Genomic DNA, 13,052 nt, shown 5'->3' on the forward strand with positions numbered 1-13,052 from the left:
ATGAACATGGATTACCCATTCCATTTCGACAACCGCGGCCGCAGCGCGGAAACCGGCGACGACGAACACGTGCGCGACATGATCGAGCAGCTGCTGTTCACCAGCCCCGGCGAACGCGTGAACCGGCCCGACTTCGGCAGCGGACTGCTGCAGCTGGTGTTCGCGCCGAACAGTCCGGAGCTGGCCGCCGCGCTGCAGTTCACCCTGCAGGCGGCGCTGCAGCGCTGGCTGGGCGACGTGATCGACGTGGGCAAGCTCGAAGTCAGCAGCGAGGACGCCGCCCTGCGCGTCGACCTCAGCTACACCGTGCGCGCCAGCGGCGACACGCGCAGCGACAGCTTCGTGCGGAGCCTGCCATGAACCGCGCGAACGCCCATGCGAGTCCCGGCACGATCGGCTGCGCGCCGCTGCCGGCCTGCGGCGTGCCGGCGCGGCGCGACAAGTTGCGGCTGGCCGGCACGCTCAACGGCATCGACTACGTCGAGGTGAGCGACGACGGCGTGAGCCTGTGCGTGCATTTGTTCGGCGAGATTCCGCAGGGCCTCGGCGTGGCCAACGTGCGGATCAGCGGCGGCGACCGTATCACCGGGCTGCGCGTGCTCAGCGTGAACCCCGAGCTGGAACCGGAGCTGCACGACGATGCCTGCCTGCGCGTGGTGCTCGATCGCGAAGGCGACCATACCGCGTACTGCCTGTGCCTGGTGGATGCGGCCTCGGGCAACGACCCGGCGAGCTGGCAGGCCTATCCCGGCTTCGATCCGCGCTACGCCTGCGTCACGCTGCACTTCCGCCTGGACTGCGCGAAGACGCTGGATTGCGCGGACGAGGCGCCGTGCGTGTCGCCACCGTCGCCCGCGCCGGAGATCAACTACCTGGCGAAGGACTATGCCAGCTTCCGCCAGCTGTTCCTCGACCGCCTCGCACTGGACCTGCCGGCATGGCAGGAGCGCCACGTGCCGGACCTCGGCATCGCGCTGGTGGAGACGCTGGCATACACCGCCGACTACCTCAGCTACTACCAGGACGCGGTCGCCACCGAGGCCTACCTGGGCACCGCACGCAAGCGCATCTCGGTGCGCCGGCATGCGCGGCTGGTCGACTACCGCATGCACGAAGGCTGCAATGCGCGCGCCTTCGTCACGCTGGCATCGAGCAACGACCTGAGCCTCGAGCTGGACAACCTGCTGTTGCTGGTGCCGCCGCCCGGGCAGGGCCATCCGCAACCCGGCGTGATCGACGTGGCCCAGCTCGACGCGGCGCGCGCGCAGGGTGCGCTGATCTACGAGCCGATGCCGCTGGACGGCATGGCCACGTTCGACGTGGTCGCCGCGCACAGCGCGATCCGGCTGCACAGCTGGGGCGACGAGCTGTGCTGCCTGCCACGCGGCAGCACACGGGCGACCCTGATCGACACGCCGCCATCGACGCTGCCGGCAGCGACGGACGCCGTCGCGGCCACGGTGCTGCAACGTGCGCTGAAACTCGTGGCTGGCGACCTGCTGATCTTCGAGGAAGTGCGGGGACCGCAGACCGGCAACCCGGCCGATGCCGATCCCGCACACCGGCACGCGGTACGCCTCACGGACGTCCGGACGTCCGTCGATCCGCTCGACGGAACGTTGCTGCTGGAGGTGGCGTGGGATGCCTGCGACGCGCTGCCATTCGACCTGTGCCTGTCGGTGCGCACGCCGGCGCCGGACTGCGCCTGGCTGCACGACGTCAGCCTGGCGTGCGGCAATGTGCTGCTGGTCGACCACGGCGAACACGTGCGCGGCCAGTGCACGTCCACCGCGATCTGCATGCCGACCGGCAGCGACGGCGATTACCCCGGGCTGACCGCCGCGCTCGCCGCGATGCCGGATGCCTGCACGCGCTGCGGCACGCTGGTGGAGGATTGCTGGCTGGTGCCGGGCGGCACGCACTACGGCTGCTGCCGCTGCGACGGCGCGGTGCAGGACGTGCGCCGCCCGCCCGTCGACACCGGCCACGTATTGCCGGATACGCCGCTGACCTGGGCCGAACCATTGCCGCCGCATGCGCCGGTGTGTCGGCTGCTGGCGCGCGACCCGCGCCAGGCGCTGCCTCAGTTGAGCGTATACGGCGGAGCGCTGGCCGACGTGCTGGTCGCCGGCACGCCCGATCCGCGCTGGCAGTGGCAGCCGCGCCAGGACCTGCTGGAGAGCGGTCCGGACGATCGCCACTTCGTGGTCGAGATCGACGACGACGGCGCCGCCCACCTGCGCTTCGGCGACGGCGTGCTGGGCGCGCAGCCGCAGGCCGGCGACTTCTTCCGCGCCGCCTCGCGCATCGGCAACGGCCCGGCCGGCAACGCGGGGCGCGACAGCATCGTGTGGCTGGCGCTGAAGTCGGGCGTGCTGTCCGCCGACCTGGTGCCGCGCAACCCGTTGCCGGCCAGCGGCGGCACCGCGCCGGAGAGCCTGGCCGAGGTGAAGCTGTATGCGCCCGGCGCATTCCGCGCCAAATCACTCCGCGCAGTCGTCGCCGACGACTACGCGAGGTTCGCCGCGCAGGCGCCGGAGCTGCAGGGCGCCGCCGCCGCGCTGGAGTGGAGCGGCAGCTGGTACGCCGCCGACGTGATGGTTGACCCGCTCGGCCGCGAGAACCTGCCGGCCGGGCTGGCGCGGCGGATCAGGGCGCAACTGGAGCGCTATCGCCGCATCGGGCACGACGTCGAGGTGCATGCGGCCTGCTACGTGCCGCTGCGCATCGCGTTGTTCGTCTGCGTGCTGCCGGACTTCCTCGTCGCCCACGTCGAGGCCGAGCTGCGCGACCGCTTTGGTTCGGGCCTGCGCCGTGACGGCACGCCCGGTTTCTTCCATCCGGACCGGCTGAAGCTGGGTGCGCCGGTGTTCGCCAGCGCCCTGCTGGCCGAGGCGCAGTCGATCACCGGCGTGGCCCACGTCGAAGTGTCGTGCCTGGCGCGCGCCGACGACCCGACCGAGGGCGTGCCCGACGACGGCGTATTGCACCTGGCCGCGCGCGAAATCGCCCAGCTCGACAACGACCCGGATCATCCCGACCACGGCAGCATCAGCTTCAACATGGGAGGTGGCCGATGAGCTGCTGTAGCGCCTGTGGCAAACACGCCTGCGCCTGCGGTTGCGGCGCGACCGCCGGCACGCCGTTGTCGTTGACCAACCGGCCGGGGCTCAACAGCCTCGCGTATCGCGTCGGCACCTATGCCGACTTCCGCGCCACCATGCAAGCCGACTTGAGCGATGCCGCACTGCCGGCGCTGGCCGGGCTGCGCACGCGCGAGCAGGACGATCCGGCGATGGCGCTGCTCGACGCGTGGGCGGTCGGCGCCGACGTGCTCACGTTCTACCAGGAACGCATCGCCAACGAAGGCTACCTGCGCACCGCCACCGAACGCCGCTCGGTGCTGGAGCTGGCGCGGCTGGTCGACTACCGCCTGCGCCCCGGCGTCGCCGCCAGCGTGTACCTCGCCTACACGGTGGAGAAGGATTCGCCGCCGGTGACGATTGCCGCCGGCGCACGCGCGCAGTCGGTGCCCGCGCCGGGCGAGCAGATGCAGACGTTCGAGACCGCCGAGCCGCTGGATGCGCGCCACGAATGGAACGCGCTGCAGCCGCGACTGACCCGGCCGCAGAACATCACGCTCGACAACGTCGCCGGCCTCGGCGAGCTGTGGATCGCGAGCACCGCCAGCAACCTCAAGCCGAACGATCGCCTGCTGTTCCTGTTCGGCGACCTCGCCACCGGCGTGCAGGCGATCCGCCTGGTGCGGTCGGTCGAGGTGCAGCAGCAGAGCGGGCGCAGCAAGGTGTCGTTGCAGCCGGTCGACGCGGCGACGGTGCAGATCGTGGCGGCGGCGAACCAGGCGATCGCCGCGTTGAACGCGTCGGCCGCCGGGCCCCATCGCGAAAGATGGCTGGAAGGCATCGAGTCCGCGCGCAGGGATCTGCTGCTGGGCGGCGACAACGGCGGCAGCTTCGACGCGCTGATGAGTCGCCGGCTGGATGGCATTCCCGCCGGGCCGCCGGCCGTCGACGATTTCAAGAACGCGGTGGATGCGGCGTTCGGCACGGCTCCGCCGTCCGCCGTGTCGCCGGGCGGCTTCGGCGCGCTGTTCGGCGCGCTGACGCTCACGCCGACCCTGCAGCCGGCCAGCCGTTTCCGCCTGCAACGCAACGTCGCCAGCGCGCTGGGCAAGGCCAGCGACGTGCGCCCGCAGCTGCTGCTGAATTTCGAGGCGCGGCTGGCCGACAACTTCTACCGCGCCTGGACCAGCGTGCCGCAGGGCGAGCCTTCGCCGGCACTGAGCGGTGTCCATGCACTGCGCGTGTCCGCACCGCTGTTCGGCTACAACGCGCCGCAAAGCATCTCCATCACGCAGACGCCCGATGGTCATGGCGGTTCGACCTCGAAGGTCGCCACCACCGAGCTTTCGCTGGACGAGGATCCGAATGTCGTGCGCCTGGACAATGGCTACGACGGTGTGATGGCGGGCAGTTACCTGGTCATCCAACCGTCTGGCGACGTTCCCACGGTGGCGCGGGTGAAGAGCGTGCAGGTTCATCCGCAGCTGAGCTACGGCATCAGCGGCAAGACCACCGAGATCACGCTCGATGATCCGTCGGCGGATGGCGACTCGGTGGTGTGGCAGGTACCCAGCATGACGGCCTTGCGCAGCACGCAGGTGCATGCGCAGAGCGAACCGTTGTCGCTGGCCGAGCTGACCATCGCCGACACGGTCGGCCGGGTTGCCGATGACAGCGCATCGCGCACGACCAGGGACAACGCCACCCGGCTCACCCTCGACACCGCCGTCGACGGCCTCAAGGCCGGGCGCTGGGTGATCGTCGAGGGCCGGCGCAGCGACGTGCCGGGTACCGATGCGGTGACCGCCGCCGAGCTGGTGATGCTGGCCGCGGTGGAGCAGGGCGTGGACGCGAACCTGCCCGGCGACACGGTGCACAGCACCCTGGTGTTCGCCAACCAGGGCCTGGCATACAGCTACGTGCGCGACAGCGTGACGGTGCGCGCCAACGTGGTGCGCGCCACCCATGGCGAGACGCGCAACGAGGTGCTCGGCAGCGGCAATGGCGCGTTGTCGATGCAGGCCTTCGTGCTGAAGCAGTCGCCGCTGACGTACGTTTCCGCCGCCACCGTCGACGGCGTGCAGAGCACGCTCACGCTGCGCGTCAACGGCATGCAGTGGCACGAGACGCGCAACCTCGCCTTCGCCGGCGCGGCCGAGCGCCACTTCGTCACCGCCATCGACGACGGCGGCAAGACCACCGTGCAGTTCGGCGACGGCACGCACGGCGCGCGGTTGCCTACCGGCATCGAGAACATCGTCGCCACCTACCGCAACGGCATCGGCACGCCGGGCAACGTGCGCGCGCAGCAGGTCAGCCTGCTGGCGACGCGGCCGCTCGGCGTCAAGGACGTGATCAACCCGTTGCGTGCCTCCGGCGGCGCCGACGCGGAGACACGCGACCAGGCGCGCCGCAACGTGCCGCTGGCAGTGCTGGCGCTGGACCGGCTGGTCTCGGTGCCGGACTACGCCGACTTCGCGCGCACGTTCGGCGGCGTCGGCAAGGCGGCGGCGGTCAAGCTCGGCCACCGGGTGCAGGTGACCATCGCCGGTGCCGCCGATGCGCCGATCGACCCGAGCTCCGACCTCTACCGCAACCTGCTGCAGGCACTGCAGCGCTACGGCGATCCGTCGCTGTCGGTGCGCCTGGACATGCGCGAGCTGCTGGCGCTGACCGTGAGCGCGAAGGTGGGGCTGTTGCCGGACTTCGCATGGGAATCGGTCGAGCCGGCCGTGCGCGCGGCGCTGCTGGACGCGTTCGGCTTCGAGCGGCGCGCGCTGGCGCAGAGCGTCTATCTCAGCGAACTGGTCGCCTGCATGCAGGCGGTGCGCGGCGTGGCCTGGGTCGACGTGGACGCGTTCGGCAGCCTCGACGAGGCGTCCCTGCTGGCCGGCTTCGGCGCCGGCGACAACGGCAAGCAGGGCGATGGCGCCGCGTTGATGACCCACGTCACCGCCGCGACCGCCACGACGGTGTCGCCGCGCGTGCCGGTGCTGCCCGCCCGCTACGACGACACCGGCACGCTGCGCCCGGCGCAGCTCGCCTACCTGCCGCCGAACGTCCCCGACACCTTGCTGCTGCAGGAGGCCATGCCATGACTGTGCGCCCGGATCGGCTGTACGACCTGCTGCCGGTGGTCTATCGCATGCGCGATGCGGAGCAGGGCTGGCCGCTGCGCGACTTCCTGCGCGTGCTGGCCAGCCAGGCCGATGTGCTCGAGCAGGACATCGCCCGGCTGTACGACAACTGGTTCATCGAGACCTGCGACGACTGGGTGGTGCCGTATATCGGCGACCTGCTCGGTTACAGCTTGTTGCCGGAAGCGGCCACGCTGGGCGAGGACGGGCGCCGCGACGCCAGCCTCGGCCGCATGCTGGCGCCGCGCGCCGACGTGGCGAACACGATCGACGCGCGGCGGCGCAAGGGCACGCTGTCGCTGCTGGAAGACCTGTCCCGCGACGCGGCGGGCTGGCCGGCGCGCGCGGTGGAGTTCTACCGCCGGCTCGGCTGGATGCAGCACCTCGATCATCAACATCCGCACCGCGGCGGCATGGCCGACCTGCGCGATCCCGGGCGGCTGCAGCGACTCGGCTGGGCGAACGGCGCGTTCGATCCGTTCGCGCACAGCGTCGACCTGCGGCGCATGGGCAGCCGGCATCGGCGCGGCCGCCACAACATCCCGGCGGTCGGCGTGTTCGCCTGCCGCCTGCGCAGCTACCCGGTGAGCTGCACGCCGGCGTACTGCATCGAGGAGCGTGGCCCGCAGTGCTTCAGCTTCAGCGTGCTCGGCAACGACACGCCGCTGTTCCAGCGCCCGATGGCGGAAACCGAACCCACCCACATCGCCGACGAGCGCAACCTGCCGCTGCCGTTGCGCCGCTGGCGTTTCGCCGAGCGCGGGCCGCTGGCCGACTACGCCAGCGTGGCGGCCAAACTCTATGGCGACGGCCGCAGCGTGCAGGTGTGGGCGCCGGACTGGCCGGCGAAGGGGCAGGGAGTGCCGGTGCCGCGCGAGCTGCTGGTGCCGGCGGATCTGTCCGGCTGGCGCGGGCAGGTCAAGCGCGGGCGCGTGGCAGTCGACCCCGAGCGCGGCCGCCTGCTGTTCCCGGCCAACCAGCGGCCGAAGCGCGGCGTGTGGGTGAGCTACCAGTACGGCTTCGCCGCCGACCTCGGCGGCGGCGAATACGCGCGGCTCACGCCGGAGCTGGAAGGTGCCACGCGCTACGTGGTGCATGCCGCCTTGCCGGATCACGCGGCGAGCGTCGGCTGGCCGACCGGCCACTTCGGCAGCATCGCCGACGCACTGGCGGCGTGGGCGCAGGCCAAGGCGGCCACGCCGGCGTTGCGCGCACTGGTGATCGAGCTGGCCGAAAGTGGCGTGTACGAGGGCAGCATCGACTTGCAGCTCGATGCGGGCGAGGCGATCCAGCTGCGCGCCGCCGAGCGCACGCGGCCGGTGCTGCGCCTGCTCGACGTGCGTGCCAGCCAGCCGGACGCGCTCAGCGTCAGCGGCCGCGCCGGCAGCCGCGTGCTGCTGGACGGCTTGCTGATCGTGGGTCGCGGCATCGAGGTGCACGGGCCGGGCGACGAGGCCGCCGCAGACGACGACCTGTGCGAGCTGCTGATCCGCCACTGCACGCTGGTGCCGGGCTGGGCGCTGCACTGCGACTGCGACCCGAAGCGCCCGGGCGAGCCCAGCGTCACGCTCGATGGCACGCGCGCGGCGCTGCGTGTCGAGCACAGCATCCTCGGCGCGATCATGGTGATCAGCCCCGAGCGCCGCGGCGAGCCGCCGCCGCTGGAACTGTGCGACAGCATCCTCGACGCCACCGGCATGGAGCGCGTGGCGCTGGGTGCGCCGGACGAGGTGGTGGCGTACGTCGAGGCCGGCTTCCGCCGCTGCACGGTGATCGGCGAAGTGCAGGCGCATGGCATCGCGCTGGCCGAGGACTCGATCTTCGCCGGTCCGCTGCGCGTGCTGCGCCGGCAGCAGGGCTGCGTGCGCTTCTGCTACGTGGCGGGCGGTTCGCGCACGCCGCGTCGCTTCCACTGCCAGCCCGACCTGGCGCTGGCCGCGGTGGCACCGGAGCAGCGCGAGCACGAACGGCTGCGCGTGGTGCCGCAGTTCCGCAGCCGGCGCTACGGCACGCCGCACTACCTGCGCCTGGCCGACGGCTGCTGCGCGGAGATCCGCCGCGGCGCGTCCGACCGTTCGGCGATGGGCGTCTGGCACGACCTGTACGAACCGCAGCGCGAGGCGAACCTCGCGGCGCGGCTGACCGAATACGTTCCGGCGGGCACGGACGCCGGCATTCTTTTCGCGAATTAGGAGATCGACCATGAAAGGCGACTTCGCACGCGTCAGCTTCGACCCGACCCTGCATTACAGCCAGGTGTTCCAGCAGCAGGGACGCGTGCTGCTGGAGGCGGACTGGAACGAACAGGCGCACATCCAGCTGCACCTGCTGCGCAGCCTGGCGCGCGACCTGGTCGGCCCGTGCTGGGCCGCCGGCAGCGGCTTCGGCATCACCGCCAGCACCACCAACGCCGACGGCAGCAGCAAGCCGTTGCCGCTGACCGACTGGCAGCTGGCGCCGGGGCATTTCTACGTCGACGGCATCCTGTGCGTGAACGAGGCCGCGTGCACGCTGGCGCAGCAACCGAACGCGCCGACCCCCGACTATGGTGTGGCCGACGGCAAGAGCGGTTTCGAGAATCCACCGGCGGGTTTTGCGCTGTGGCTGGACGTGTGGGAGCGGCACCTGTGCGCGCTGGAGGCGCCGGGCATCGCCGACGTGGCGCTGGACGGCGTCGACACCGCCTCGCGCGCGCAGGTGGTATGGCAGCTGCGCCTGCTCGACCAGCCGCGGGCGCAGCAGCAGCTCGACGACGTCACCGCGGCACTGAAGACGCGCCAGCAGGCCGCCGGCAGTTCTGCCGACGCCGCTGCGATCAAGCAGCAGCTCGCCGAGGTTGCGCAGTTGCGCAAGGGTCTCGACGGCGGCAACCAGACCAACGCCTCGCCCTGCGCGTTGCTGCGCCAGCTGCTCGGCGCGCGTGCGGCGTACGCGTTGCCGCGATTGCGCGCGGAGCTGGCTCCGCAGGAGTCCGACGACGATCCCTGCGTGATCGCCGCCGACGCGCGCTACCGCGGCTGCGAGAACCAGCTGTACCGGGTCGAGATCCATCAGGGTGGGCCGGCCGGCACGGCCAGCTTCAAGTGGTCGCGCGAGAACGGCTCGGTGGTGTTTCCGGTCATGCGCAGCGACCTCGGCGCGGCGGCCGATGACGGCAGTGCGCCGCTCACGGTGACGCTGGCCCGGCTCGGTCGCGATGCCCGGCTCGGGCTGGCGGCGAACGACTGGGTGGAACTGGTCGACGACCGCTACACGCTGGGGCAGCGCGCGTATCCGCTGCTGCAGGTGATCGCGATCGACCTGGCAAGCTGCAGCGTCACCCTGAACGTGCCGAAGAACACCACGCCGTGGCCGCTGGACGACGACCCGCGCCGGCATCCGCTGCTGCGCCGCTGGGACCAGCGCGAGGCGGTGAATGCGCAAGGTGTGCTGGCCGTGGCCGAAGGCGCGCCGATCGCGCTGGAGGACGGCATCCAGGTCAGCTTCGAACCGGGCGGGTTGTATGCCACCGGCGACTACTGGCTGATTCCCGCGCGGGTGGCCGGCAACGGCCAGCTCGACTGGCCGATGACGGGTACGGCGCCCGCCGCGCTGCCGCCGCGCGGATTGCATCACCACGCGGTGCTTGGCGTCAGCGGCGACAACGGCGGCTACGACGAATGCTGCTGCCGCTTCGACAGCCTGTGCGAGTTGCTGCGTGCCTCGACCAAGGCCACGCCCGGCACGACCACGCACAAGTTGTCCGCCGCGCCCACGGCCGGCGCGGCCAAGTCCACGGTGGCGGGTGGTGCCAGGCGCAAGCGAACCCGCAAGCCGGTGAAACCCGCCGGCCCGGCCTGAGCATCGTCGTGCCGACGTCTTTTCCGCCCGAGAACATCAACGAGGAAACGGCCCCATGGATCCGCTGACCGCCCCCTACTTCCCGATCATCTACGTCCGCGGCTACGCGATGACGGCGAACGAGATCGCCGACACCGTCGCCACGCCGTACATGGGCTTCAATCTCGGCTCCACCAGGGTGCGCCAGGCCTGGGACGGCACCGTGCGGCGCCACGTGTTCGAATCGCCGCTGGTGCGGCTGATGAAGGACTACGGCTACCGCGACACCTACACCGATGGCAGCGAGATCGACGGCGCGCTGCCGGCGCGCAGCGTGGTGATCTACCGTTACTACGAAACGGCCGATACCGACCTTGGCGATGGCAAGGTACTGTCGATCGTCGAGGCCGCCACCGGCCTGCGCGACCTGATCCGCAAGCTGCGCGACCAGGTTTGCGGCGCCGACGCGGCGCGGAAGAAGGCATTCCGCGTATACCTGGTCGCCCATTCGATGGGTGGACTGGTATGCCGCAGCTTCCTGCAGAACGACAAGATCAGCACCGGCGCCGACCGTGCCATGGTGGACAAGGTGTTCACCTACGCCACCCCGCACAACGGCATCGAGATGGCCGGCTTCAACGTGCCGGCGGTGCTCGGCCTGTGGGACATGAACAACTTCAACCGCAAGACCATGGCCGGCTACCTCGGCCTGAAGGGCACGCCGGAGCGCGTGGACACGCTGGACGGCAAGTTCGATCCGCAGCAGTTTTTCTGCTTTGTCGGCACCAATCACCGCGACTACGAAGCCGCGCTCGGCGTGTCGCGCAAGCTGGCCGGCGAGATGAGCGACGGCCTGGTGAAGATCGAGAACGCCACCGTGAGCGGCGCGCCGCGCGCGTTCGCCTACCGCAGCCACAGCGGCGTGTACGGCGTGGTCAATTCCGAGGAGGGCTACCAGAACCTGGTGCGCTTCCTGTTCGGCGACATGCGCGTGGACGGCACGCTGGAGGTCGACGCGCTGCCGCTGCCGGCCTCGGTGCAGAAAGCCAAGGACGACGGCAAGCAGGTGCGCGCCTCGTACTATTTCGAGGCCACCGTGGCGCCGCGCGGCACCAACAGCTACCGCCTGACCGAGCGCCGCCGCGACACCTTCAGCGCGGTGCTGCGCAGCTTCGACGAACTGCTGCGCCCGGCCAACGCCGGGCTGGACGCACCGCGCTCGCCGGTGCTGTTCTCGGCCTTCCTCGACACCAGCAAGATCACCTCCGGCAAGACCGTCGTGTTCAGCGTGGAGCTGACCGTGTCGACCACCGGCTACACCATCGACAACAAACTGTGGCTGGACAAGCACGTCGAAGGCGAATACCTGTTCCGCGACACGCTGGTGGTGCGTGCCACGCAGACCGACGAAGGCTGGAACCTGCGCTACCTGCTCGTCGACGAGCAGTCCAGCGAGAGCCTGGGCACCCTGGTCGAGCCGCAGGGCGACGGGGGTTACCTCATTCCGCTGTCGTCGCAGAAAGGCTTCCAGGGGCGATTGCGCCTGGCGGTGTCGATGACGCGCGGAAAGGCATAGCCGCCGCCATGCAGCCCGGCTGCCGCCGGTGCGGGCGGCGGCAGCACGTACACTACGCGCATGAACGATTCCGCCGCCGCCTCGCCGTGGCACGTCAGCGTCGCGCCCATGATGGATTGGACCGACCGCCACTGCCGCTACTTCCACCGGCTGCTGTCGCCGCGCGCGCGGCTGTACACCGAGATGGTGACCAGCGCCGCGCTGGTGCGCGGCAAGCAGCTGCGCCTGCTCGAACACAGCCAGCAGGAACATCCGCTGGCGTTGCAGCTGGGCGGCAGCGAGCCGCAGGAACTGGCACAGGCGGCGCGCTTCGGCGCGGAGGCCGGCTACGACGAGATCAACCTCAACGTCGGTTGCCCCTCCGACCGGGTGCAGTCGGGCCGCTTCGGCGCCTGCCTGATGCGCGAACCGGCCCTGGTCGGCGAGTGCGTGAAGGCGATGCGCGATGCGGTCGAGGTGCCGGTGACGGTGAAGTGCCGCATCGGCGTGGACGACCAGGATGACTACGCAGGCCTGCAGCACTTCACCGAGACCATGCTTGAGGCGGGCGTGCGCGTGCTGGTGGTGCACGCGCGCAAGGCCTGGCTCAAGGGCCTGTCGCCGAAGGAGAACCGCGAGATCCCGCCGCTGGACTACGAGCGCGTGTACCGGCTCAAGCGCGAGTTTCCCGAGCTCGTGGTGGTGGTCAACGGGGGCATCACCACGGTCGAGCAGGTGCGTACCCACCTGGCCCGGCTGGATGGGGTGATGCTGGGCCGTGCGGCATACCACGATCCGTACCTGCTGGCACAGATCGAGCACGCGCTGCATGGCGAGCCGCTGCCTACCCGGGAAAGCGTGCTGCAGCGCCTGCGGCCCTACATCGAGGCCGAGCTGGCGCGCGGCACCGCGTTCAAGCACATCAGCCGCCACCTGCTGGGCCTTTACCAGGGCGAGCCTGGCGCACGCGCATTCCGCCGCGCGCTCAGCGAGGGCGCGCATCTGCCCGGGGCAGGCTGGGCATTGCTCCAGCAGGCCATGGCGCCGTGCGCGGCGGCAGCGTGACAGGCGCGCCCCGTCCGGCCAGTATTCAGGCCTGACCTCTTAGGCTGGGCGTTCGCTCAACGCCGGACAGGATATTCACGCATGATCAGGTACAAGAGCATGCTGCTGGCAGCCCTGATCCCGTTCGGGGGCGTGGCGGCGGCGCAGACGGGCAAGCCGGCGGTGACGCTGGATCAGGCGGTGCTCCAGGTGCAGCAGGAAACCGGCGGCAAGGTATTGTCGGCGGAGTCGCGCGGGGTCGGCCGCCGGATGGAGTACCGCATCAAGGTGCTCACCCCGAACGGCCATGTGAAGGTGATGGCGATTTCCTCCGAAGCGAGCAAGAATCCGGGGTCGGCCCAGTCGACCAAGAACCCGCCCGGGCGGAATGCGGGCAGCAAGGAGAAACATTGA

General features: G+C 70.6%; 8 protein-coding genes. All 8 read left to right on the plus strand.

What is annotated here, in order from left to right:
* The 8 genes from ACFCQI_RS09840 (at position 1) to ACFCQI_RS09875 (ending at position 13,052) form a co-directional block, all read left to right on the plus strand.
* Positions 1–360, plus strand: a complete 360-nt coding sequence (locus ACFCQI_RS09840; RefSeq protein ID WP_395116198.1) for a GPW/gp25 family protein — start codon at positions 1–3, stop codon at positions 358–360.
* Positions 357–3,080, plus strand: coding sequence for a putative baseplate assembly protein (locus ACFCQI_RS09845; RefSeq protein ID WP_395116200.1), 2,724 nt, complete (start codon positions 357–359; stop codon positions 3,078–3,080). The genes ACFCQI_RS09840 and ACFCQI_RS09845 overlap by 4 nt, the downstream gene beginning before the upstream one ends.
* Positions 3,077–6,181 carry a putative baseplate assembly protein gene (locus ACFCQI_RS09850; protein ID WP_395116202.1) on the plus strand — a complete coding sequence of 1,035 codons (3,105 nt, stop codon included), beginning with the start codon at positions 3,077–3,079 and terminating at the stop codon, positions 6,179–6,181. Before ACFCQI_RS09845 ends, ACFCQI_RS09850 begins: the two co-directional genes overlap by 4 nt.
* The gene (locus ACFCQI_RS09855) at positions 6,178–8,412 is read left to right on the plus strand and encodes a hypothetical protein (protein ID WP_395116204.1); all 2,235 of its coding nucleotides are present in this window, start codon (positions 6,178–6,180) and stop codon (positions 8,410–8,412) included. The genes ACFCQI_RS09850 and ACFCQI_RS09855 overlap by 4 nt, the downstream gene beginning before the upstream one ends.
* Before the next feature lie 10 nt (positions 8,413–8,422).
* Positions 8,423–10,060, plus strand: a complete 1,638-nt coding sequence (locus ACFCQI_RS09860) for a DUF6519 domain-containing protein (protein ID WP_395116206.1) — start codon at positions 8,423–8,425, stop codon at positions 10,058–10,060.
* Positions 10,061–10,115: 55 nt separating this feature from the next.
* Complete coding sequence (locus tag ACFCQI_RS09865) at positions 10,116–11,615, plus strand: esterase/lipase family protein (protein ID WP_395116208.1); 1,500 nt, start codon at positions 10,116–10,118, stop codon at positions 11,613–11,615.
* A gap of 60 nt (positions 11,616–11,675) precedes the next feature.
* Entirely contained in the window at positions 11,676–12,659 is a 984-nt protein-coding gene (gene dusA / locus ACFCQI_RS09870) for a tRNA dihydrouridine(20/20a) synthase DusA (RefSeq protein ID WP_395116210.1), read from the plus strand.
* An 81-nt stretch (positions 12,660–12,740) separates the two neighbouring features.
* Entirely contained in the window at positions 12,741–13,052 is a 312-nt protein-coding gene (locus tag ACFCQI_RS09875) for a PepSY domain-containing protein (protein ID WP_298851460.1), read from the plus strand.

Source organism: Rhodanobacter sp. FW102-FHT14D06 (assembly GCF_043950705.1).
Taxonomy (GTDB): Bacteria; Pseudomonadota; Gammaproteobacteria; order Xanthomonadales; family Rhodanobacteraceae; genus Rhodanobacter.

Excerpts from the sequence above, each read along its gene's own strand:
- dusA (WP_395116210.1), top strand. The coding sequence starts at position 11,676 with ATGAACGATTCCGCCGCCGCCTCGCCGTGGCACGTCAGCGTCGCGCCC.
- ACFCQI_RS09855 (WP_395116204.1), top strand. The coding sequence starts at position 6,178 with ATGACTGTGCGCCCGGATCGGCTGTACGACCTGCTGCCGGTGGTCTAT.
- ACFCQI_RS09865 (WP_395116208.1), top strand. The coding sequence starts at position 10,116 with ATGGATCCGCTGACCGCCCCCTACTTCCCGATCATCTACGTCCGCGGC.
- ACFCQI_RS09840 (WP_395116198.1), top strand. The coding sequence starts at position 1 with ATGAACATGGATTACCCATTCCATTTCGACAACCGCGGCCGCAGCGCG.
- ACFCQI_RS09845 (WP_395116200.1), top strand. The coding sequence starts at position 357 with ATGAACCGCGCGAACGCCCATGCGAGTCCCGGCACGATCGGCTGCGCG.
- ACFCQI_RS09875 (WP_298851460.1), top strand. The coding sequence starts at position 12,741 with ATGATCAGGTACAAGAGCATGCTGCTGGCAGCCCTGATCCCGTTCGGG.
- ACFCQI_RS09850 (WP_395116202.1), top strand. The coding sequence starts at position 3,077 with ATGAGCTGCTGTAGCGCCTGTGGCAAACACGCCTGCGCCTGCGGTTGC.
- ACFCQI_RS09860 (WP_395116206.1), top strand. The coding sequence starts at position 8,423 with ATGAAAGGCGACTTCGCACGCGTCAGCTTCGACCCGACCCTGCATTAC.